Source organism: Aquimarina sp. EL_43 (genome assembly GCF_943422735.1).
GTDB classification, from domain to species: domain Bacteria; phylum Bacteroidota; class Bacteroidia; order Flavobacteriales; family Flavobacteriaceae; genus Aquimarina; species Aquimarina megaterium.
This window is the reverse complement of sequence record NZ_CALSBR010000001.1, coordinates 4,007,863-4,032,127: the sequence shown is the minus strand read 5'-3', so window position 1 is coordinate 4,032,127 and position 24,265 is coordinate 4,007,863. Positions and strand designations below refer to the sequence as shown.

Below are 24,265 nucleotides of genomic sequence, written 5' to 3'. Positions count from 1 at the left end.
AATTAACTGTTTGGGTTAAAATTTCACTTCTTTTTTCTTCAATCTAGAGTGGTTTCCTTTATTAGAAATGCCTTTTAGTTGATATACATACGTATTATTTGGAGAAACGGATTCATCAACCAGCTTATTAATTGATCCTCGTAATTGTTTCCACAGTATTGGTTTTTCTTCTTTCTTTGATTTATAGATTAAAACCTCTGTAACTTCGGGAGGCATTTTTTTCCAGCTCAATACTATTTTGTTATTTTCCCTATCTGGAATAAGTACAAAACCTTTAACAAAATCTTTATCTACAGATATTTTACTTGTTATGGTAATTGGAGTAGACATCTTAGATTTAACTCCTTCTTCATTTTCTGCATATATCGCATATCGGTATTTAATTCCTGGGGCAATTTCGGTATCGATATACTTAGATATAGTATCAGTTTTAAAAATCAATTTCCACTTAGACTTTTCTACATCTTGCCTATATAAAATATGATTTTTGGCACTAGAACTTGTGCTATTTATCCATGTAAGAGAAATATCATTTTTATTGACTTTATAACCCGAAAATACGGGAGAAGATGGTAATATGACATTTGGTTTCTTAAGCTCCAGAAGCTTTGAATATTCTGACATATTATACCGTTTATCAACTGCTACAATTTGATAAAAAACAGAAGTGTTTAAAGATTTAACCTGTACAGTATCTACAAAATTATTCTTAATTATTGGGTCTACTGTAATTTGTGATAATTCATCATCTTTTCTATTACCTCTAAAAACCCTGTACCCTAGCAAATCACTCTCTAAATTAGGGTTCCACCTTAATCGTACAACTCCTAATGTATCAATGGCACCTTCTATGTTTATTGGAGCATTAGGTGGTATTGAATCTATGGTTTGTATAAAAGCCGTTAATGAACTCGTTGTTTGATTATTTTTACCAATGGCCGCTATTCTAAAATAATTAGCCGATTCAACAGGTGTATATACTATTTCTCTTGCACCGGGAGGTATTTCTGATTGTACTACTTTATATGGTCCTTTTTCGGTTGACCCCCAATTGAGTTCGAATCCTGTGATTTCTTTTTCGGCTTCTTTCTTAAAATCCCATGACAGCACAATATTGCCAGAAACATCTATTTCGTGTTTTGATATATACGGTATAGCTACGAGTTTTTTTACTCCTTTTGCTGATACTGTTTTAGAAGGTTCACTCTTCTCTCCAAATGGAGATATTCCATATACTCTATAATAATACTGTTTATCATTTTGAGGCAATGTATCAATATAAAACATCCTTTTTGCAGGAGTCTCCGGAGTGTCATTTAAATTTACCAGTGGAGTATCTCCTCCTAGTCTTTTGAAATTTATACCATCATCTGAGCGTTCTATATAATATGAATTATATATAGATTTAAAAAGTTCATATTCCCAAGTAAGCATTACGCTTTTGTCTTTGGGTATGGCTATTAAATCTATAGGAGGTGGTAATGGTTCTACATTTGTTAATTTTACAGAGATAGTACCACTTTTGATGTTCAATATTGATTCGGGTACAACCGTTTTTACCTCATATAAATATTCTTCTCCTGCAACAATATCTGTATCTTCATATCCTAAAGCTGCCATTTTTGAGGCTTCAAAATTCATATCTGCCGAATATAACCCAAAAGAAAAACGTTGTTCTATCTCTCGGGATTTATTAATAATCGCTGCAATGCCTCCTTGTTGCATTTCTTCTACTTCAAAACTATCTCCATATAATGCTTGTAGCAAAATGGCAGCATAGTCGTTTGTTTCTGAAATTACTTCCCATTCTTCAACGGGTCTAGGAAGTAAAGGGGTTGGTGTAATTAGTTTTTTTACCGGTTTATCGAGCAATTGCCCTTCTTTTATAATTGTATATCGCTCTATAACATACCCATATTTATTAGCCTTGAGCCATGCTGATGGAGTTGTTACCGCCCATCGTAATAGGATTTTATCTTTATTAACCCTTGCAATTACCTTTATTTCTTCTTTTGGAAGATCTTGAGAAAGACCTTCAAAAGAAATGGCAATAAACAACAGGTATATCAAATATCTGCATCTACAAAAGTCTATGTTTCTAGTTGATATCATCAGTTTACTTAATAGGATTAGTATATTTATAAGTAGCAGAAGTTCCTTTTATTCCTCCAGGTAAAATGTATTGTAACTTAACACCATACTTACCATATAGTATAAACTTAAAGCGCTCACTGATAATACTTAATTCTTGTGGGGTTACTCCCAAGCCTTTAACATATGCCCACCGTACTCTATCTTGAATACTTTCAAAATCTTCATAATATACCTGAGCTAAATTATATCTGAATGGAAAACTAGTTTGTATAAAACCTGAATCCACATTGTTTTCTAAGCTAGTAAGGTAACTTCCTATCACCGGAACTGCCTTTTTAGGCACATAACCATATATTGAATAATCTCTAGAAACACTAAACTTACTGCCCTCTGGATATTTTTGGTATAAAACCGGGTTTATATCTCTGTTGAAATAAGCATCTTTTAGATCAGATTCTATAGTTATCAAAGGTTTATTTTCTGAAAATTTATTCCCTTTCAATTCTACTAAACCAAAACCTTCATAAGTATCTATTCTAGAAACAAGATTAATTACTAAAGAGTTTATTTTTTCGTAGCTATTATTATTAATATCCAGATCTTTTACTTTGCTTTTAAATGTTTTATATACACTGGTTTTAAAATCATATGTTAATCGGTCAATTTCTCCTTCTCTAAACACATTTTGAGCAATGTTTTTAGTAATACTTAATGTATTATCATCATCAAAATTTGTTGTGGTAGTTGATTTTTGATTGTTAGCCTTTCCTTTTGCTCCTTTAGAGGCACTTACAATAGACATCTGGTATTTGGTATCTTTACTTACCTTAGGTAAGGCATAGGTGATTCTATTAGCCTGATTAGAATATTTAAAATCAAACTCCTCCTGATTACCATTGCTATCTATATATCTCAGAGTACTTTTCCATTGGTTATTATCAAAAAGGTAATCTTGCCCCTTTATCAATTGAATATATCCCGTTGGATGCTCATCTGAATAAAGCAATTGCTGATCTACTACAGGGTATGAATATTGAATATTAGATAGTGGAATATTTTTTGGCGCATTACCTGTGATGAAAGTTCTTTCTTCTATCTCGGTGAATTTTTGTCCGTTCTCCAGAATTGTTTGAAATGCTCCATTTATTTTTTCTTGAAAACTTACTTCTACCAAAGCTTTTATTTTGGTTTCAGATGGCAAAACATCATCTGATACATAAGTAACTCTATCCATATTAGATCCCCAATCTAATCTACCTACAATCTCGATACCTGATTCGTCTGTTAGTGTGAATTTTTCGAGTACCACCTTATAGGTCATATCTCCTCCATCTTCGGGTATTACTATTTCTCTATTCACTGGTAAAGAGAAAGTTGCTTGAGGAGACATAAATACATCTACATCTGTTGCACTATTTTTAGGAGTTAAATCGGCTATCATTTTAATTCCTCCTACAGGAGATGCATTATCGATTTCACATTCCTCTCCTATAGTAACTTTAAATCTATATTTACCTTTAACTAAACCTCCTAACAAGTTATATTTTCCTGCTGCATACCCTTTAAACCAATATGGATTAGGCCCTTTACCTTGCATAAGGATAGCAGCGCTACCTTTGATAATGGGGATTTTCTTCTTTTTACCAAAGACTTTAAACCTAATCCCTAATTCACCTTGTAAATATGCATACGCTTGCCCGTTGGCATACCATCCATTGATTCCTATTTCATCACCTGTATTTCTACAGCGTGCTTTCCCATAGTTTTTAAGCATTATATCAAATCCAAGTCCAGCCTGAAATCGAGCATATAAGATGGCAAATTTCAAATCTCCTGTATCTACACTAAAATCTGTTCCAAATGCGAATCCTCTTCCTTCTCCTAAGGCATTCTCATCTCTGTTGTAATCCAGACTATTTGCATCTACACCAAGTATACTCGCTACTATTGGAGGTGGAGGTGGGCTTCCTGGGATATAATCACCCATCATAAAATACCCTCCTGATTTTATTGATATGGGGCCTACATCCATTTTTAAACCCAATCGATCTGTTGGCGTTCCCATGTGCACATACCACTCATCAGGAGAGACATGCACGACTCCATATCCTGCTCTTCCGTTTGATGCTCTTCCTTTTATAACACCTCCGGCAGTATCTACATAAATCTCTAGTGCTGCATGAAAGGTATCATTAACAAAGTCGAAATCCATTCCTATTTTTGCACTAATTTCTGCTTCGCCAACAATATCTGGCTCATACTCTTCTGATGCTTTTTTTAATAGAGACCTACCTATCTTATTATCTAATACCTTCTTTATTTTTTCATTTTCGACCAACTTAGATAGCTTTTCTCTAAGTATGTTTGTTGGATTAGAAAAGCTAAATGATTTCATTATTTGGGCTTCTCCATAAAACCCCATTCTGTTTACACCTGCATTACCATTAAATTCTATATCAAATCCTGCAGAAATAGCCATGGCACTTTCGTCTCCTATCGCACCAAACACCATCGCTTTGACGCCTAGTCTATTATCTTCATTTGGGACATATGAAAGTCCTGAATCATTAAAAAACGATCCTGCATTAGGTTTTCTACTCATCTTATATGTTGCTCCTCCTGCAAAACCATTTATCTGAAATGGACCTGTTTGTATTTTTAATCCATGTACCGCAGCATCTATATACCAATATCTAAAGTCTTTTTTTCCAAAAATTGCTTTACTTTTTATTGGGCCAAAACTGCCAAAAGTGGCTTGTACATCTGCTAAGAATCCATCTCCATATACCTCATCATCTTCCATAAGTTCTAATGCACCTTTAACCTGAATCGCTCCTAAATTGGCTTCCAAATTAATTTTAGAAAGTTCTATACGGTCATAATCCCATTCTTGTCGATACCCTTCTTCTTTATATTTACCATAAATCCCAAGGTGTGTATCTGCAGAAAAACCTTTGTTTCCTTTATCCATTAGATTAATTAACAGATCAAATTCGATACCTGCCTCTGCATCAGTAGATTTAAAAGCAATATCATTAATAGTGACAGGAAAGTTTGCTAGCTTTACTGAGCCATTGTATCCAAAATAATCAGCCTGGATAATGGGAGATTCTGTCTGAAGTACCAGGTTTTCAAATTTGATTCCTTTAAAATCGACTGTTTCTTTGCCTTCTTTAGGCAATATTGTCTTATTACTTGCGGAAATTGACATATTGCCATTAAGAACTGCTTTAGGTCTAAAATTTCCATCTATCACCTTTAGCTCTACTGAAGAATTTGGTAGTAACTGTGCTTTTGCACTAAAAATATCAAAATCTAAAGTCTCTACAGGCGATACTGATAATGAGTATTCATCTTCAGAAATTAATCCCACATATGCTAATCCTGATATTTTGTCATCATTGTTCTTTTTTTTCTTATTCAGAGATGAAATTGGAAGTACTATTTCTCCTTCAAAATTAGCACCTATCAGTTGATTCGCTCCAATATCGATATTCAATTTATCTACAGAGTATGCCCAGGATTTTGATTTTGAAGTACGGCCAGCATCAATAGTAAAAAGATTTTCTACTTCAAAACTCCCTGAAACACCATAGCTATCGATGATCAGATTTGATGCTTCAAACTTAACACGATCATTGGTTACTATACTTTGCTTAGTTTTAAATACTTCTGGCAATCCTACTTTTAGGGATTTTACGTATACTCCTCTCCAAGATTCTTTATCAGGGACTAGCAACCCATCTTCTTCATAGAATTTTGGAAATTGTACCCCTTCTGTTCTTAGGTCACTGAAATCAAAAACCGCTCTACTTGCAGTAAACACAAACTTATCAGGTTGACTAGCTAATACAAAAGGGGAAATATCAATTTCTACAAGAAGATCACTCCAATCAGTAACAATAGCTTTAATATTACCTCTTACTCGATTAGGAACTTCAATCATTTTATTATCTGCCCCAATATATGGGCGTGTATCTGGTAATGTATTTCCTTTTTCATCAACAGGTAGTATAATATTTCTAGAAAATTGTACTTCTCCTGTTATTCCTATCTCATTTATACCATCACAATCAATGGTAACATATGTTTTATTGTTTACGTTCCCTGTCTTATAATCCAACCCTCCTTTCATAGCAAACAACCAGTTCCCGGCATTGAACGGCATGAAGACGTCTCCCAACAAAACAAGTTTAGGTTGTCCTACAATACCTCCATCATGAGAAAGTCTAACATTATCGGCGCCAAAGTAAAGCTCTATAGGCTTTCCTTCTTCATCTGTTTGAGGTAAAATAAGTCGTGCAAAAACTGTAAGCTCTGTATAGTCTTTTGTAAATTTTGCTTTTACAAAACCTAACTGATATTCAACTCCATTTAATTCTTTTCGAATCCCTACAGGGAATTCTTCGACTTTATCTATTTTAAGCGAAGACACCCATTTTTTTAATTTTTTTATCTTTTCAAACCAGGATTTTGCAACTACCTTGGCTTTGCTAACGTCTATTGGAGTTGGAGAAAACTCCTCTTCTATAGTTGTATAATTAAATTCTGGGGAGGTTACCTTTACTACATTTTGTATCAGAAATTTTTCATTCAACTTTTGTAAATGGCCAAACTCATCATTAATCTTTTCTTTTTTAATTACTGATAAAGAATCTTTTTCATTTGCTATAACAAAAAATGAATTAAGTATAACACAAAATAGTACTAAGCATAATTTTATTCTCATAGAAATATTTAAGATTTGGGCAAATAATAGTAACCTCTTTAATCGATATACTAAGATTTAATTTTATAATTTTTCAATAAATACTATAACCGTTTTTGACACATCTATATCAGCAACAATAGTATCTACGTAAATTCATAAGAAAAGGTTTTATCATAATAAAAAACTTCTTAGTTTAAGTACTACCTGAAGAGACTTCAAGGTTAAAAGCAACAAAGGGAGAATAAAATTATACAACTTACACAAGTGTAAAAAACTCATTTTATTGAAAAAAAGAGCGTAAACCCATTAAATAAAGTGTTTATCAACAATAAAACCTTTGATCTGTATTTTCGTCATAATTATAAGCAGAGTAGGTTTTATTTTTTGGTAGTTTATTTTTAGAATTCGGTTTAAAATAAAACTAGTCCTAAAAAACCTTTACAGTTTTGTTAGGACTAGTCACTTTTTAGCCTTAAAAATTAATATTCTTTTTACTTCATCATCTTCTTAACATAGGTTCTACCATTTTTCGTTGTTATCTTCATGACATATAATTTTCTTTTGGGAAGACTACTAACATTTAGCATAATTTTTGATGTATTTGTAAAAGATTCTTTTAACAAAAGATTTCCTACAAGATCAAATACAGCTATTTTACCAGATTCTATGTTAGGTAACCGTACATTAATATGATCATTTACCGGAATTGGAGAAATTGTAATATTTGCCACACCAACTCCTGCAGTATTCGATGGCTCGGTATAACTTCCTACAAGTGTTAACCCTGCAATAGGGCCACCCGAAGGGTTTACTAATACATGATACACTCCAGACTGCACTGGATCTGGGATTAAACACTCTTCGTTACTTGTATTCCCTGCAGATGCGCAAATATTTTCTGTAAATGTTGCTGGTACGCCAAGGTTTACATATAAATCAGCATCTCCTGGACGTATCTTAGGATCTCTTCTCAATGTAAATGATAAATCCGTTGCCCCCGCAGGTACTACCATGGTATAACGAAGTTCTTCTATATCGGTAGCATTGATATCTGTAATTGGCACTCCGTTTTGCAACATAGGTACTAACGATTCAGGAACAGCATAGCTAGCCTTTAATGTTAAATTGTTAATCGCTTCTTTATATGGGTTTACAAATATATAGTATGTTCCTGGCTGTACCGGATCTGCAATTTCACATCGTTCATTTGTAGGTCTAGAATTACTCTCTGATTTACAAATATTATCTGTAAATGTTGGTATTTTTTCAAAACCTATATATAAATCTCCATTTCCAGAACCTCCTGCAGGTGTTGTTAACTCAAATACCAAATCTGTTGCTCCGGCAGGTACTTCTAACGTATAATAAAATTTTGCCTCATCAGGGCCACTGATACCGGTTACGGGTACTCCATTTTCTAATACAACTGGAGGCGTAGTACCTGTTGGAGTAATCGTTATTGTTACTGTTGCAGAGCTTGTGGTATCATTTACATCGGTAAGTGTATAGGTAAATGAATCAGTACCATTAACCCCTGCATTAGGAGTATATGTAATAGTACCATCTGTAGTATTAACCGTTGCTGTACCATTTTCGGGTAATGTTGCAATTGTAATAGTTCCAGTTGCTAAATCAAAATCACCATCATTAGCCAAGACATTAATAACATTATTGTTGCTATCTTGATCTACAATTACATTATCATCATTTGCCAGAGGTGGAGTAACCAGAAACACACTTATATCTACCTTAGCGGTGCTTGTGTCTCCATTACTATTTTTAATTTCATATATAAAGGAGTCTCTACCCAAATAACCTATATTAGGAGTATATGCAATAGTACCATCTGTAGTATTAACCGTTGCTGTACCATTTGCGGGTGATGTAGCAATCGTAATAGTACCAGTTGCTAAATCAAAATTAACATCATTAGCCAATACATTAATAACATTATTGTTGCTATCTTGATTTACAGTTACATTATCATCATTAGCTAGAGGTGGAGTAACCAGAAACACACTTATATCTACCTCAGCCGTGCTTGTGTCTCCATTGCTATCTTTAATTTCATATACAAAGGAGTCTCTACCCAAATAACCTATATTTGGAGTATACACAACGAGATCATCGTCTTGTATGTTGGTGCCTCTATCGTTTATACTAATAACACCGTTAGTCGGTTGTGTTATAATTACAATAGGATTATCTACACTCGCTCCATCTCTTCCATAATTATCGTTAGTCAATACATCTATCTCATTATTGAAACTATTAGCATTAATAATCGCTATATCATCTCTCGCTATAGGGCGAGGATTAACAGGTCCTACAGAACCAAACTCTGCCGCTCCTGCATCATAAGGGCTTACTCTATTTACCCCGTTAGCATCTCTCCATTCTCCTAGATCAAAAAGGTCTATAAAGTCAAAAAAGCCAGGGGCTATTTGGTCAATAAGTGCTTCATCTATAGTATCTATTAGTTCTGACCCTGACCCCAAAGACAAGTCATCGTTTAAATCCATTTGTACCCCTGCCACAGCATTAGCATCTTTACCAGAAACTTGCTGCCAGGCCGCTAATCCTTCATAAAAACGACGATTACTGTTGCTACAACATGAAAATATGATATCATCCTCGTTTTCGCTATAAAAATTATAATCATAAGTTCTATAATCTCGTTTGTTTAGTAACCAACCATTAACCTGTGCTTCATTATGCGCATTGGCGAATATATAAGTTTTTGTATTGCCTCCGTGAGGTCTACTATGTATTGCATCAAATACATTGTTAGTAGTATTAAAGGCTACATATACCTCAGACGTATTAGAATTCTCTAAATTAATCCCCGATCCTGCCACATCTTCGATACGATTCCCTATAAGGAAATGCCTTCCTCCACCTGCAGAACATTCAACCACATTACCGTTGGTATCCCATCCTCTATTATTATAAAAAAGTACATCTCCTACTTGTTGGGGTATATCATCATCATTTGTAAAGAAACATTGGGCATTACCTCCAGAGCCACCAACCCATCGTATTGCTCGTAAATCCCAGCAATCAGAATCTACTACAGCAACTCCGTTTTGAGCTTTGATATCCACGCAGTTTTCTCCTTCACCATGACCTTTAAGTCTTCCTATATTGACCTGGCCATTTGCATTTTTCTGAAGGTGTTGGTAAGAATCGCCTCCATTACCACTAGAAATTATATCCAGAATCATACAATCAGTGCAGCTATAGAACCCTATACCATGTATATCCATTTCTTCAAATTTATCATCTCGAAACCCATTATCTCGTACCGAACAAGAAAATATACTGATATCTGTAGATGCCCTACGCCCTTGAGGGCTAAGAGCAGAACCATTGGTTTGTTCTGAATAAGCTACCTGACAGTGGCGCACAACAACATTAGTATTAGATGCATCCTTTGCTCCTCCTATTTTTACATTCCAGAACCTAAGACCACTAATTATCAAATTATTAGCCTCCATAGCTAATAAGGTAGTGGAAGTACGGCTCTCTAATGTACTTATGATAGGCTGATTGGGGTGGTTATCTGCTCCTACTATAAAAACAGGGTTATCGGCAGCACCATTAAACGTATAGATATGTTGCCCTGAATTGTTTAAATAATAAGGAGTCTCTGAAGGAATAATCTTAATAAGAGTTCCTGGTCCAAACACTGTTCTATGAGGAGGTAAGGTAGCACGAGGCAAGTTAGGAGTTCCTTTACCCGAAGTAGCACAAGGATTACATTTGTTATTGACATACCATGCATTAGGCGCTTCTCTATCTGGCCATTCTGCTGGCTCCTCGGGAGTAGGTATAAATAACCCCCATTGATTCTTTGGAAAACCTGCTGGTATCACATAGTTTTCTGGACTGTTTACCTTAAATGTAATAGCTCCTGTAGATGTAGAACTTCCTGTAGTTTCTACTGCGTGATACGTCATAGTATCTTCACCTGTAAATCCTGGGTTTGGTACATATACCAAACCTCTAGAACTAGGGATACTGCCTGGGGATGTAATTAAGGTTTCTTCATAATACAGTTTACCGTTATTTGGAAGTTTACTTACAACCCAATCGCTAAACGCAGAAAACCCAATAGTTTCTGCATCTTTTCCTGTACCAATGCGTATAGGAATTTCTCTTACATAGGTTGCTGCGGTTTCTTTAGTTAAAGGACCATAGCTAAAAAGTGGGCTGGTTGCTGATAAATCTAAATACTGCATTTTATTTTGCTGTACATGATACGTAAAGTCCCGGGCTTTACTAGGCATTACGATACCGTCAGGTCTTGGGGCATCTTGGGCCATCGCAACATTGAGGGGTAATATCATAATCATCATGATCATGATACATTTAAATACATTTTTTTTCATTTTAGATTTGATTTGTGTTAAGGCGTTAAATTTTGATTCTTTTTTAGAAGTATTCTGAAGACGTAAATGAGCAGAAAAAATAATACGGTCCTCTAACTTTTACATATTACAACGCAGCAAGTGGTTATCTTTTTATTTGTATTTAAGTACCATATTTGGCCCAGAAATTTATGTAACCATTCTGCATTAAGGATCAAGGTGAAGAGGATTTACTCATACCTCTTCATCCTAAACCCTTTTCTCCTTATTATTCATTACACAACAATGTATTGTAGGGAGAAAAACTCAAAACCAGACTTAAAAACTCAACTATATCCATTTACTTAGGATCACTTAAAACTATAGTCTAAATTTGAGAGAAAACCGTGTAAGTTTTTATATACATTTTCATCGTTTCACTAAGAAAACAGAACTTCTAAAATTCATAATACTCTTTGTATGTTTGACTAACATGTAACTAGTATTACATTAGTGCTGAAAAGAGTGAGAAAAAATCAATTTGTTCTTCCGAAAAATAACCTGATTTTAAAATTGTATATCCGTTTTAGCTTTATTGGCAACTTTATACATTTTGAAATCACAAATCTGCTTATAAACTCACCCAAAAAAGCTTTTTCAACTTTTCATAAAAATATATCAAGTATCAAAACGGACATACAATATCATAAATACAAGTGTCAATTCTTAAAAATTAAAATTGGTTTACTTTCTTATTCAAAATTAGCTAAACATCAAGTTCGTATCTAAGTGAAGTAACCTGAAAAAATAACCATTATCCGATGAATTAAGTTTTTTTTAGTTAACAAACCAAGAATTTACAAACAGACACTAAAAAGCTCACAAAACATGTTATCAAAACCAGGCAAAATCGCTTAATAACAATACGTTACCTTGCTTTTTATTTAAGAAAACATTTAGGTTTTTTATGATAATTATAACTAAGAATATTACAAATTCATTGTTAAGTTTATATTTTAAACAACCATAATATATTTTTAATAAAATTTAGCTTAATTCTTTACCAATTCTACACTAAATTTTTAAAACCCCGCCAATAATGATAAAAGACAATCTAGATTTAAAAATAATTCAATTACTAAAAAAAAACTCGAGGTTTTCATATGCTCAAATAGGTCGAGAAATTGGACTTTCGTCATCTGCAGTGGGCGAACGAGTTCTAAGGTTAGAAGATACTGGAGTAATACTATCATATACCAGTGAACTAAATTATGTAAAACTAGGATATTCTTTATCTTCTTACATTTCTATGAGTTTTAAAGACAACCAGTTTTACCCCTTTTTAGAATTAGTTGGTAATTTTTCTGAAATTCTGGAGTGCAGTAGAATAACAGGAGTTCATTGTCTTATTATGAAAGTCGTAGTACGAGATAATTATCATTTAGAACAGTTTATCGATATTTTATCTCAATATGGGACTCCTTCAACTTCTGTAATCCTATCTGATATTGTGACCGGAGGAAAAGTTACAAATAATAAATGTGTTCAACTTTAATAATAAATAAAAACCGAGGTAGAATTCTCAAGATATCCAATAAAAAATAATAAGGAAAGAAATAAATCTACTAAAAGAGGGGCACCCAGGATATTAATATATTTAGAAAGCAATAAAACAAAAGCTGAAGCACATCGGATGGAATCAAATAATGGTTAGCAGATTTTTTATATTTACTTAAAAAATACAGAATTGTATTTAGCAAGCCATTACTCTAGCAACTCATGCAAATTAGATTATTATCAAATATTAGAAATAACAACTACAAATGGATCGTTACAATTTTGTCGGGTTTTTTTATTTTTCTGGTATTGTTTGTTTATCGAGCTTACCATATTGATGAAATACCGGCCATAACCGGACATAGCATGTTTGTTAGATCGCTATCGCACGCAATTATAACCTCTCTTTCATTTTATTTGGTTGAATTTCACTTAAGTCCATGGTTTATTATTGATAAAAAAATTAAACCTTTTGTAACTGCACTAATGGCTACTTTTATTGGGCTTAACCTTTCATTTCTTGTATTTAATTATTTTTATCAGTGGACAGAATTATACTGGACAAGCTATTGGCCTTTTCTCTATGAATATCCTCTTATTATTGCATTTCCGGTTACTTTAAGCATTTTAATTGATCACTTTTTAAGTCATTTGCACAACTCTCCTAATTCGCCAATCGTGATTGTATCCAATAATCAAAAACAACGGTTTCAAATCAGTATAGAAGATTTACTTTATATCAAATCAGCAGACAATTACATCGAAATATTCTACTTGTCGAACCAACAGGTTAATATACATCTAATGCGTAAAAATTTAAAAGATATTGAAGACGAGTTTGGTTCAAATCAATCTTTAATAAGATGCCATCGAAGTTATATCATCAATTCTAATAACATTGATCATGTAAATCGACTAAACAACAAGGTAGAAGTATGTATTACGGGTGAGGTCATTCCGGTATCTAAAAAATATGCCAGATCACTTGTTGAGAAGTTTCCCAAATTATTCGCCACACATTAAGAAATTTCGTACCAAAACACCAAAATTAATTGAGAAAGTTTATCCTGATGTATTCTTTTGTACAACGCAACCAAATAGAAATATGCAAAAATATATTGTAATTGCTACATGCATTGTTCTTATTTCGTCATCCTGTTCTAAACAAAAGAGCACAGATACTAATTTTCTAACAAGCAAGTTAGATAATTTATTTGAAATTGAACACCGCGAAAACCGGTTTGATGGCACTGTTGTGATAGGTACTAAGGATACAATAGTCTATAAAAAATCGATAGGCATATCTAATAGAATCTGGAACATCCCAATGCAAGTAGATCATCGTTTTGACATTTGTTCTATCAATAAGTCATTTATCGCAGCACTAATTCTTATAGCCGTAGAAGAAGGTAAATTATCTCTTAATGATCATCTTACCGATCATATTAGTACATATTCGTACTTGGGAGAGTTTAATCAGAATATCACAATTCACAACTTACTGAGTCATACTTCTGGTTTACCAGATTATGGCCAGGTACATCCAAATCTTTCAAAAAATAAACACTTAAAATTTAAGCGAAAACACTTTGATAATAAGGAATATATTGATTTCATTAGTAAGATTCCTGCAATAGGTGATCCAAACCAGCAATTTTATTACAGCAATTTCGGTTATCACATACTTATTATCATTCTGGAAAACCTTTATCAACTTCCTTTTTCTGAGCTTTTAGAACAAAAAATTACAAAACCACTTAGGCTAGAACATACTTTTAGTACTTCTGACAATCGTATTGTTTTTGAGAATGTAGTAGAAGGATATAATTATAACGAAACAACTAACGACTGGATGCGAAATCAATTTATTGATCTAACCCTTGGCAGAAGAATATTTTCTTCTGCAGAAGATCTCTATCGTTGGGGAAAAGAAATGAGTTCTCCTGTTCTTTTTAATAACAAACAGATAAAACTTATGCAAACCAATCATTTATCAGAGATTAACCAGGAAATCTCTTATGGTTACGGTTGGGTGGTATTTGATGGAGAAAAGCAATATCGTATAGGAAATATAGGTGTCGATAAAAAGTACATCATACATGGAGGAGCTACTGAAGGATATAAATCTATGCTTATAAATATCGAAAATGGTGAGTATATTATCGCTTTTCTTGCCAATACAGGCGATCAAACAAATGAACTTGATCTTGCTAAAAAAATTACAGCAATACTATATACTAACGAAAATGAAAACTAAATTACTATTTCTAAGCATTATCTTGTCTGTTTCGAGCATTATAAATGGGCAATCTATAACAGGGTTATGGACTGTAGATCAAGTAAGTGTAGGTGACAAAAAAATGACTCCAATCGCTAAATGGTTTAAATACAATACTGATCACTCTTATCAGGCTGGTAATGGATGGTTACAAAATGACGAAGGTAGCTGGACATACAGTAAAAAAGAAAAGCAATTTCTTCCTGAAAGTAAAAATGGTAAAGATGAGTACGGAGCTTTTAAAGTTGAGTTTTCTAATGATAAAATGAAATGGATACGTATAGAAGATGGAATGAAAGTAATAGTTTCTTTATCCAGAATCTCTAATGTACCTAAGTCTCCCAAAGATAAAGCTGTCGGAAACTGGCAACTGGTTTCTGTATATAAGAATCAAAAAAACATTACAAAATCTTACAATCCAGAAGGGAAAGAAGCTATTTTTATTCGCTGGACAGGAACATACCGTAAAACACATCCGGATACTTCAAGATCAAATGGGTATTGGTATATGAATGCACACAAACCCGAGCTACATTTAATTGACTACAATCGTGCTATCGATGTTCAGGTATTTATAGTTTCGTTTCAGGGCAACCTGATGACAATGAAACCTAAGAATACCGAAAACGTCACATTTACATACAAAAGAAAATGACAAGAGATCACAAATAATATACTTCTATCATATCCCCTCTCCTTTTTCTAAATGAATCTATCTTTTGTCTAAGACTCCAGTACATCACAAAAAGATGACACTTCGTACCAATCACCTTTCTATAAGCGGTATTTAAAGGCTTCAAAAATACTTTTGCTGGAATTAGAAATTTAAAAAATAAGAATCATTATGAAAAAAATTATTCAGAACTCTATGAGTTTTCTGTGTTTAATCATTGGCATATTGAGCCTAAACAGTTGCGAGAAAGACAACCTTTCTTCAATAAAAAACAATCATCCCTTTGCGATTACATCAGATCATACAAATACTACATATAGTATTAATATTTTGTATCCTCAGGCTTATGATCCTTCAAATAGCTATCATACAATTTACATGTTAGATGGAGATGATTATTTTAAAGAAGCAGCAGATATCGTTGCAGAATCTGGTAGAGAGGATATTATCCTTATAGGAGTGGGATATGCCAATAAAAACCAGAGAGGAAGAGATTACTCTTATCCTGAAGACAGAGATTTTCCCGGAACTTCGGGAGGTGCAAAAGAATTTATCAATTTTGTAAATAACGAACTTATTCCTCATATCGAAAATGAACTTGAAATTGAAAGTGTTGAAAGGACATTATTTGGTCATTCTCTAGGTGGATATCTTGCTTTGTATATATTATTTCAACAAGATCAACCCAATTCTTTTGATAATATTATTGCTGCAAGTTCAAATTTCATGTGGTATAATGCATATCTATTTGATTTAGAACAGCACTATTTTGACACACACGATTCATTAGATAAAAATCTTTATATAACTGTTGGTGATTTAGAAGGAGCTTCGATCAATCTTTTTTATAATGCCTTTAAGGAAAAAATGGATAAACGGTCTTATACTGGTTTAATTCTACATCATGAGAGATTAAAGAATACTTCGCATAGAAACAGCCCAATAATAACCTTTAAAAAAGGATTATCTATAATTCTATAAATACAACATCATGAAAAACTATGTAGTAGTACTTTTGTTTTTTCTTTCATTACCGGTTTTGGTTCAGGGACAAAAAGGAAACAAAGAATCAGGTCAAAAACGATGGAAATTAGAACTTTTATACACTCAGGATATATTAAATACCAGTTACGGAAAAAACTATGGGTATATATTTAAAGGAAAGTTAATGTGTCTAGACAGCAAACATTTTACGTTATCATATGGTGTGGCTCATCAAAATAGTTACATAGCCGAAACAGATAACTTGTTTACCGATTATGTAGAAGGATATACAAGAGATATAGGATTGTATTCTATTTTTGATGTTACTTATTACCCATTTAACAAGAAAAAATTCTATCTATCGCTAGAACCTTTTATAGGAGCAACACATTTAAAATCAAAAGGAACTTTAAGAATCCCACAATATTCGGTATACGAAAAGTACAAAAATGAATATGTGTATTTTAATTATGGCTTTTCTCAATCTCTAGGTTACAACATTAATAATTTTAGTATTAGTGCATTTGCATGGGTTTCCTTAAAAGGGTTTTTAGATAAAGGTAGAAACAGACCCGCAGATTTCGATTCTCGATTTTTCTTAGGATTAGGCCTGGGGTATACCTTGTAGAAAACATATTTAATAATCACAATTTTTAAAAGTGTAATCTTTGATAAGATTACACTTTTTTAATCGTAAAAGCATCTTTAAATGCCTGAAATTTATTTCTTGACACAGGAACTTCATGAGGGACTCCTTCAAAACTAATGCGATAATTTCTGGCGTTGCCAGAGGTAGTATTAATGTTTCTTATATTAATAACATACGATCGATGGGTACTAATAATAAATGCATAATTACCAAGTTCTTCCTCAAGCTTTTGAATTGTAAGTCGATATGGTTTACAATGTACTTTACCAGATATTTTGGTAAAAACATCTATATAATTTCCTTCGGATTTAGCGAATAAGAAGGAACCAATATCTAGTTCCAGAACTTCGTTTTTATTATTAGTTTGTATACTTATAATATCGGATACTTCACTCTCTGTAAATGTAATTCTGGATTCAAGTTGTTCATTGTATAAGGAGACTTTTTTTAAGTTTTCCTTTAAAAGAATGGTGTAGTTGATCCATACAAGAAGAAAAGCCGGAACAATACCAAGTAGAACAACGTATAGCGATGAGTTTAAAAAATGTAATATGATATTATTAGAGGGCTCTTTGCTAATTACAAGAGACAGGGTATTATTAAAAATAGTAATTACAAAAAAAAGCGAAACAATTAAAAGACATTCTTTTCCTATAGTCCAATTTTCTTTTAAATCAGGCTTAAAAAATATTCGAGGTATAACTTCGAGTACCACGAGAATACCGAAAAAAGTCATTAACCCTGCAAGTATACAGAGGAGCGGTTTTGAAAAGACAAAGTTTGTATTCACATAATTTTCGTCTACAGCTAATACATTAATAATGTAGATTAACATTCCCAGTACAAAAGCAATTATTAAATTTCTTTTGAAATAAAATAGATAAGGATAAGGTTTATGTATGATTTTGGTAATGTAATGTCGAGACATTAAGAACTATTTTTTAACCAAAAGTAATATTTTTAAAAGGTTTGAATCGTTTTTTTAATCCATATAATCTTTCCTTTTTTTAATTTCTGCAAGAAATTTTTCTTTATCCTGTTTATTAAATTTCTTTACAATTTTCTTCATAAAAAAAGACCAAATGAAATATTTTTCAAATGACGGGTTCATACAATAAATCAATAGATTAGTATACAGTTATATATGCTTATATAGTTTCCTTTAGTTTGCCAAGAATTTAATCAGCTTGTTTTTTTGTTTCTTAATGCTAGTACATTTCCGAAAATAATAAGTACAATTCCCATGAAAGCATATATATCGGGTTTATATCCTTCAAAAATGGTAGAAATGGTTAAGGCAATTACTGGTATCACCACAATAACATAGGCAGCTTTACTTGCTCCTATTTTGCCTATTAAAGTAAGATAAGAAGTAAATGCTATAATAGATCCGAAAACCGTTAAATATGCGAGTGATGAAATATAGGAAAATGAAGTATCGAAACCTATAGATTTTCCGCTAAACAAGGCTATTAATAACATAGCAGTTGCACCATATAGCATTCCGAAACCATTGGTTTGGATAACAGGAAGTTTAAATTTACGTTGATTATTTGAAGAAGTAATATTTCCCAAAGAAGCAAAAATGATAGAGCAAATACAAAATATCAATCCTTTAAGCTGATCATTGGTTAAATCTATTCTTCTAAACTCGGCCTGGTATATCAGAACTGTTCCTAAAAGTCCGAAGACAGCTCCTATTATGATTTGTTTTTTTATTTTATCTCCTAAAAATATCGCTCCAAAAACTATATTCATAAAAATTAATGTAGAAAATGCTACAGCCACTAATCCACTACTTAAATATTGTTCTGATAAATATACCAACCAATAATTTGTTCCAAATAGCAGAACTCCCTGTAAAGCAATAAAAAAGTGTTGTTGCTTTGTAAATGATAACGGAAGTTTTCTAATCTTAGAATATCCCAATAATATAATACCACCTAATCCAAACCGATAGGCAACAGAAACTATAGGATCTACAGTTCCCAATTGGTATTTAATGATGTACCATGTAGATCCCCATATTAATGCTGGAATTATAAACAATAAGTGATTAGATTTTAGCATAGTTAAATAAATTTATTCTTTAAAATTAAATTATGATCTTCTCTAAGAAACCTCTTTTGTTAATTTATATGTATTGGTATACCGCCTGGCACACAGCATAAATAATAGTAATGAAAAAAGAATGAATCCTAATAAAGTAAAAAGAAAATTAGACCACCCCCATTTTGATACTATATGCCCTGTCGAACTTCCGATACCACCTGCTCCCATATACTGACATATTAAGTATAAGCAATTTGCTGTACTTTTTCCTTCAATAGCATACTGAGATATTATCTTGTTTACTACAGTCTGGATCCCTAATAAACTAAACGTAAGTAAACTTAGACCTAATACTAATAACCACAACTCTTCTACAAATAGCCCTAATGTTCCTATTAGAAATAGTACTAACAGAATTTTAAGCATACGAAAAGAGTGAACTCGATGAGTTAATGCTCCAATTGTTATTGTCCCTCCTACTCCCGTGATATAAATTAGGAATAACAGGGAAATAACATAATGCGGAAGTGAAAAAGGAGGCATTTCTAGCCTAAAACTTAAATAATTATAAATGCTCACAAAAGTACCCATCATTAAGATCATCAAAATATAAACTCCCAAAAACAATGGATTTTTAAGGAAGTTTTTCATGTATATTAGCTTTAAAGATGTTTGAATTTTTTGTGGATTAAAGTTTAAGGATTGTGGTAAAAGTCTCATAAAGAAAGTACTTAATACCATGCCTACACCTCCAATAAATAGTGTGGCTATTCTCCAATCATACCAACTAGAAATTAAACCTGCTACCACACGCCCCCACATACCACCTAATACATTTCCGGCTAAATATATCCCAATCACAACCCCAACATATCTTACCTCAACTTCTTCAGAAATATAAACAATGGCAACTGCTATCACTCCCGATAACAAAAACCCTTTTATAAAACCAAAAACGACCAGTACATTAAAATTCCATGAGATTGCCGAGAGCATTGTGATTAACGAAGACAGAAATAAAGCAATCAACATTAATTTTTTACGGTGTAGTATATCTGCATAAAACGCAAACATAAAAAGGCCTAAAGCAATACCAATCATAGAGGATGAAACAACCAAACTACTGACAGCCGGAGAAACCAAAAAACTTTCGCTTAATGATGGTAATAATGGCTGAAACATATAAAACTGTGAGAAAGCAGCCAAACCTGGGATAAAGACCGCTTTTCGGATATCTTTATAACGCCTAGTATTTCTTTCTGCTTTTGTTTTCATTACGGTATTGGCACCCTCTTTTATTATAAGTTATAAAGGAATTGAAGTACAAAGTTTAAAATTATTTTTACATTAGTAAAACATTATTTTCTTATCATATACATTAGCAAAACTTATTAATTATGGAGTTACGCCAGTTAAACTATTTTGTTAAAGCGGCAGAGTGTTTAAATTTTACTGAAGCTTCTCACAAAGTATTCATAACACAAAGTGCGCTTTCGCAGCAAATAAAGCTTTTAGAGCAAGAATTAGGGGTTCCTCTTTTTGATAGAATAGGAAAGAGAATACAACTTACAGAGGCTGGTTCTTTATTTTTAACCCGTGCGAGGCATACGCTTAAAAATGCCGAAAACGCCAAACAATTGATAGAGGATTTACAAAATTTACAATCCGGGACTTTACATATTGGAGTAACCTATGGTTTAACCAACTTGTTTACAGAAACATTGATATCCTTTTCTACAAAATTTCCTTTAATACAGGTTAAGGCTTTCTTCGGTACATCAGATGAGTTAATAGAAAAACTTAAATCAGGTATGTTAGACTTTATTTTATCCTTTAATAAAGCAACAGATGATCAAATGATTACTACTATTCCTTTATTTCAATCTTATTTAACATTGGTAATACATGAATCCCATCCATTTGCCAGCAAAAAACAAATCACTATAGAAGAGCTTAACACAATAGATTTAGCCGTACCCGCAGAAGGGTTTACAACCAGAAAAGTCCTGGATAAAGCATTTAGAACACATGAACTTTCTTATCAATATCAAATAGAATTAAATCATATTCCCACCTTAATTCGACTCATCGAAACCGGAAAATGGGCAACTGTTCTTACAAAATCGACCACACAGTATTTACCTACTCTTAAAAGTATTCCTATAAACAAAAAGAAACTCAAATTACGATCGGCAATACGATACCTTAAGGGTAATTATCAAAAAAAAGCATCTAAAATTTTCTTCCAAATGATTTTAGAACATTATAAACAGAATACAGATTTAAATTAGCATACCGTAAGAATGATAATTCAGAAAGTTATCATAAATAAATGGATAGACAATCTAAAAAAATAAATTATAACCTAAATTAGAACAAATACTAAAATCTAAAAACAGTTAAGGACGATTACCAATTTTTAAAATAACAACTTTTATATTTATTAAGAATAACGTGATAAGATAGCACATGAATGATCATACTTCAATACAAAAAATAAGAACAGTTCTGATAGGTTTAGGTACCGTAAACATTGGTGTACTTAAAATTTTGATAGAGAAAAAGGCTATAATCACAAAAAGTCACAACCTAGAAATACACATTATTGGTGTGGCTGACTCTTCTGGAATTGCCATAAAAGAAAATGGATATACCTACGAAGAATTAATTCATTTAAAATCAAATGGAAATAAAGTAAACCAGTTAGAAGGATATCTCTCGGGCATACCTATAGAACAAATCACAAACCATGTAAATGCTGATGTACTGATCGATGGATCGCCAGTTAATCTTAAAACAGGAAATCCGGGATTACAAGCAATTCGAAACGCTCTTAGTAAAGGATGCTCCGTAGTTAGTGCAAATAAAGCTCCCTTGGTATTAGCCTATGATGAATTGCATCAACTGGCCAAAAAGCATGGTAGTAAACTAGCATATAGCGCAACAGTATGCGGGGGATTACCAGTGATTAATATTTTACAACGTGATCTGCAAGCGACAAACCTTATTGGCTTTAAAGGGATTTTTAATGCTACCACTAATTTTATTTTAGAAGCATTAGAAAAAGATGGATCTTTTGATGAAGCTATTAAAGAAGCACAAAGATTAGGTGCAGCAGAAACCGATCCATCCCTGGATATTGACGGATATGATACCGCAAACAAATTGTATATCATCATGAAATCTTTTACAGAATTCTCTGGTACTATTTCTGACATACAAATAGAAGGTATCAGAGCTATTACTTCTAAAGACATTAAACAGGCAGCAATACAAAATAAAAGAATAAAATTATTAGCTGTAGCAGAAAAAAAAGCAGGTATCTGGAGTTTATCGGTTCGACCCACAAAGGTAGAAGCCAGTTCCTTTATAGGGAATTGTGATGGATGGGAAATGGGTATTCATTTACAAACCGATTATTATGAAGAATTATCTATGAAAATATATGAAGAAGACCCTATAACCACCTCTGCAGCCGTAGTAAGGGATATTATTAACCTTTTAAAAAAATCTTTCTAATATGAAATCTCCTGAAATACATATTCGACCTGCAAATAAAAAAGATCTTGAAGCAATTTGGAATCTGTGGAAAGTAGTAGTAGATCAAAAAATCTATTTTCCATATGACGATAGTTTTTCTCGAGAGCATATCGAAAACAGTTGGATCAATCTAAACAATAATTGTTTTGTAGCAGAATTAGAAAAAGAAATCATAGGAGCTTACATTTTAAAGCCCAATCAACCTGGGTATGGAAATCATATTGCTAATGCTTCATATATGGTTGACAGTCAAAAAAGAGGAATGGGTCTTGGTCATCAGCTTTGTGCTCATTCTATTGATGCTGCAAAAGAGCTAGGGTATTATGCAATGCAGTTTAACCTGGTCGTTAGTACCAATGCAGCCGCTATAAAAGTATGGTTGGCAAATGGTTTTGAGATTATAGGAACCATACCCGGAGGTTTTAAACATTTTGAAAAAGGGTATGTAGATGCTCATGTTTTTTATCGGAAATTGTAATTTGTATACATTTCAGAAAAAATGATATAGACTTTATGTGGTAAAATAATTGCAAACCTATATAAATTCTTTCCTATACTTTGTAGGACTAATCCCTTTATTCTTTTTAAAGAATTTATTAAGGTGACTAACATCTGTAAATCCTAATTCATCAGTAATTTCGGTTATGCGCATATCACTATATTGAAGTCTGTTTTCTATTAATCGAACTCTGTAATTCGTAATATATTGCTGTAATGTTTCTCTTGTATGTTTTTTAAAATAACGACCAAGGTATGTTTTAGAAATACCAAACCGATCACAAATTTCTTCAGTTCTCAATTTGCTAGGGTCGTATATATTCTCTTGTATATATTGTAATATATTCATCGCTTTTTCTTCTGTTCCTGCATCTACCTCATCAGGAAGGTATTTTGCAATATTTCTCGCCACAATAACGATTAATGTATTTACCAACTGCTGTATAATTTCTTTATTATATAAATCCCGGTTAACATATTCGCGTATCATAGCTTCGACCATAGGTTTGACCAATGTTTTGTCTGTTAGGTTTCTTAAAATACAGCCCGGTTGATGATTTGCATTTTTTAGAATAAATTCTAATCGTTGAATATTATCAGCACTTATTTTCCCTGATTTAATATAAATATCATTAAATCTCAAAAAGAAAAATTGTGTGGTTGTATTAATTTCTATAGAAGATATGTCTGTAGGGGTTAATAAAAGCATATGTCCGGGATGATATTGAAATTCGTTCTTATTTACACGTTGAATTCCTGTACCCGATAAAATATAAACCAATTCAAAAAAACTGTTTTTATGCTCATGTACTGGAGATTGATCTAATGTTTCAAAAGCAATCGAAAAAGGTTCATATAAATTCTTTTTATTCATAATTAC

16 protein-coding genes are annotated in these 24,265 nt (G+C 32.6%); 9 read left to right on the top strand and 7 right to left on the bottom strand.

Features of this window, described 5'->3' with window-relative positions:
- Window positions 1-15: 15 nt before the first annotated feature.
- From NNL09_RS17270 to NNL09_RS17260, 3 genes are all read right to left on the bottom strand, one after another.
- Window positions 16-2,070 (bottom strand): fibronectin type III domain-containing protein, encoded by a 2,055-nt coding sequence (locus NNL09_RS17270; protein ID WP_231389172.1) that lies wholly within the window; start codon window positions 2,068-2,070, stop codon window positions 16-18.
- Window positions 2,071-2,116: 46 nt separating this feature from the next.
- Window positions 2,117-6,823, bottom strand: a complete 4,707-nt coding sequence (locus NNL09_RS17265) for a hypothetical protein (protein WP_231389171.1) — start codon at window positions 6,821-6,823, stop codon at window positions 2,117-2,119.
- Window positions 6,824-7,296: 473 nt separating this feature from the next.
- Complete coding sequence (locus NNL09_RS17260; protein ID WP_196910466.1) at window positions 7,297-11,196, bottom strand: Ig-like domain-containing protein; 3,900 nt, start codon at window positions 11,194-11,196, stop codon at window positions 7,297-7,299.
- Window positions 11,197-12,253: 1,057 nt separating this feature from the next.
- On the opposite strand from NNL09_RS17260, the gene NNL09_RS17255 reads away from it, so the two are divergent.
- The 6 genes from NNL09_RS17255 (at window position 12,254) to NNL09_RS17230 (ending at window position 17,274) form a co-directional block, all read left to right on the top strand.
- Window positions 12,254-12,709, top strand: coding sequence for an Lrp/AsnC family transcriptional regulator (locus NNL09_RS17255; protein ID WP_231389170.1), 456 nt, complete (start codon window positions 12,254-12,256; stop codon window positions 12,707-12,709).
- A 224-nt stretch (window positions 12,710-12,933) separates the two neighbouring features.
- Complete coding sequence (locus tag NNL09_RS17250; RefSeq protein ID WP_196910467.1) at window positions 12,934-13,734, top strand: LytTR family DNA-binding domain-containing protein; 801 nt, start codon at window positions 12,934-12,936, stop codon at window positions 13,732-13,734.
- A gap of 82 nt (window positions 13,735-13,816) precedes the next feature.
- The gene (locus NNL09_RS17245; protein ID WP_196910468.1) at window positions 13,817-14,968 is read left to right on the top strand and encodes a serine hydrolase; all 1,152 of its coding nucleotides are present in this window, start codon (window positions 13,817-13,819) and stop codon (window positions 14,966-14,968) included.
- Window positions 14,958-15,644 carry a hypothetical protein gene (locus tag NNL09_RS17240; protein ID WP_196910469.1) on the top strand — a complete coding sequence of 229 codons (687 nt, stop codon included), beginning with the start codon at window positions 14,958-14,960 and terminating at the stop codon, window positions 15,642-15,644. The genes NNL09_RS17245 and NNL09_RS17240 overlap by 11 nt, the downstream gene beginning before the upstream one ends.
- Before the next feature lie 189 nt (window positions 15,645-15,833).
- Complete coding sequence (locus tag NNL09_RS17235) at window positions 15,834-16,643, top strand: alpha/beta hydrolase (RefSeq protein WP_196910470.1); 810 nt, start codon at window positions 15,834-15,836, stop codon at window positions 16,641-16,643.
- A gap of 10 nt (window positions 16,644-16,653) precedes the next feature.
- Window positions 16,654-17,274: a hypothetical protein gene (locus tag NNL09_RS17230; protein ID WP_196910471.1), complete on the top strand. Its 621-nt coding sequence runs from the start codon at window positions 16,654-16,656 to the stop codon at window positions 17,272-17,274.
- 49 nt (window positions 17,275-17,323) lie between these two features.
- Here the strand turns inward: NNL09_RS17230 and NNL09_RS17225 are convergent, their stop codons facing one another.
- The 3 genes from NNL09_RS17225 to NNL09_RS17215 form a co-directional block, all read right to left on the bottom strand.
- Complete coding sequence (locus NNL09_RS17225; RefSeq protein ID WP_196910472.1) at window positions 17,324-18,223, bottom strand: LytTR family DNA-binding domain-containing protein; 900 nt, start codon at window positions 18,221-18,223, stop codon at window positions 17,324-17,326.
- Between the two features lie 254 nt (window positions 18,224-18,477).
- A complete protein-coding gene (locus tag NNL09_RS17220) occupies window positions 18,478-19,365 on the bottom strand; it encodes a DMT family transporter (RefSeq protein WP_025667053.1) in 888 nt (295 codons plus the stop codon).
- Window positions 19,366-19,407: 42 nt separating this feature from the next.
- The gene (locus NNL09_RS17215) at window positions 19,408-20,622 is read right to left on the bottom strand and encodes an MFS transporter (RefSeq protein WP_025667052.1); all 1,215 of its coding nucleotides are present in this window, start codon (window positions 20,620-20,622) and stop codon (window positions 19,408-19,410) included.
- 122 nt (window positions 20,623-20,744) lie between these two features.
- Here NNL09_RS17215 and NNL09_RS17210 point away from each other — a divergent pair, with 122 nt between their 5' ends.
- The 3 genes from NNL09_RS17210 to NNL09_RS17200 all read left to right on the top strand — a co-directional run bounded on the left by NNL09_RS17210 (window position 20,745) and on the right by NNL09_RS17200 (window position 23,365).
- Window positions 20,745-21,638 carry a LysR family transcriptional regulator gene (locus tag NNL09_RS17210; protein WP_025667051.1) on the top strand — a complete coding sequence of 298 codons (894 nt, stop codon included), beginning with the start codon at window positions 20,745-20,747 and terminating at the stop codon, window positions 21,636-21,638.
- Window positions 21,639-21,816: 178 nt separating this feature from the next.
- Window positions 21,817-22,866, top strand: coding sequence for a hypothetical protein (locus NNL09_RS17205; protein WP_196910473.1), 1,050 nt, complete (start codon window positions 21,817-21,819; stop codon window positions 22,864-22,866).
- A 1-nt stretch (window position 22,867) separates the two neighbouring features.
- Complete coding sequence (locus NNL09_RS17200; protein ID WP_196910474.1) at window positions 22,868-23,365, top strand: GNAT family N-acetyltransferase; 498 nt, start codon at window positions 22,868-22,870, stop codon at window positions 23,363-23,365.
- 57 nt (window positions 23,366-23,422) lie between these two features.
- Here NNL09_RS17200 and NNL09_RS17195 read toward each other — a convergent pair whose 3' ends face one another.
- Window positions 23,423-24,259, bottom strand: coding sequence for an AraC family transcriptional regulator (locus tag NNL09_RS17195; RefSeq protein WP_025667048.1), 837 nt, complete (start codon window positions 24,257-24,259; stop codon window positions 23,423-23,425).
- Window positions 24,260-24,265: the final 6 nt, after the last annotated feature.

Coding starts and splice junctions, on each gene's coding strand:
- NNL09_RS17230 (WP_196910471.1), top strand. CDS start 16,654: ATGAAAAACTATGTAGTAGTACTTTTGTTTTTTCTTTCATTACCGGTT.
- NNL09_RS17210 (WP_025667051.1), top strand. CDS start 20,745: ATGGAGTTACGCCAGTTAAACTATTTTGTTAAAGCGGCAGAGTGTTTA.
- NNL09_RS17215 (WP_025667052.1), bottom strand. CDS start 20,622: ATGAAAACAAAAGCAGAAAGAAATACTAGGCGTTATAAAGATATCCGA.
- NNL09_RS17235 (WP_196910470.1), top strand. CDS start 15,834: ATGAAAAAAATTATTCAGAACTCTATGAGTTTTCTGTGTTTAATCATT.
- NNL09_RS17245 (WP_196910468.1), top strand. CDS start 13,817: ATGCAAAAATATATTGTAATTGCTACATGCATTGTTCTTATTTCGTCA.
- NNL09_RS17250 (WP_196910467.1), top strand. CDS start 12,934: ATGCAAATTAGATTATTATCAAATATTAGAAATAACAACTACAAATGG.
- NNL09_RS17240 (WP_196910469.1), top strand. CDS start 14,958: ATGAAAACTAAATTACTATTTCTAAGCATTATCTTGTCTGTTTCGAGC.
- NNL09_RS17265 (WP_231389171.1), bottom strand. CDS start 6,823: ATGAGAATAAAATTATGCTTAGTACTATTTTGTGTTATACTTAATTCA.
- NNL09_RS17255 (WP_231389170.1), top strand. CDS start 12,254: ATGATAAAAGACAATCTAGATTTAAAAATAATTCAATTACTAAAAAAA.
- NNL09_RS17260 (WP_196910466.1), bottom strand. CDS start 11,196: ATGAAAAAAAATGTATTTAAATGTATCATGATCATGATGATTATGATA.
- NNL09_RS17220 (WP_025667053.1), bottom strand. CDS start 19,365: ATGCTAAAATCTAATCACTTATTGTTTATAATTCCAGCATTAATATGG.
- NNL09_RS17205 (WP_196910473.1), top strand. CDS start 21,817: ATGAATGATCATACTTCAATACAAAAAATAAGAACAGTTCTGATAGGT.
- NNL09_RS17195 (WP_025667048.1), bottom strand. CDS start 24,259: ATGAATAAAAAGAATTTATATGAACCTTTTTCGATTGCTTTTGAAACA.
- NNL09_RS17225 (WP_196910472.1), bottom strand. CDS start 18,223: ATGTCTCGACATTACATTACCAAAATCATACATAAACCTTATCCTTAT.
- NNL09_RS17200 (WP_196910474.1), top strand. CDS start 22,868: ATGAAATCTCCTGAAATACATATTCGACCTGCAAATAAAAAAGATCTT.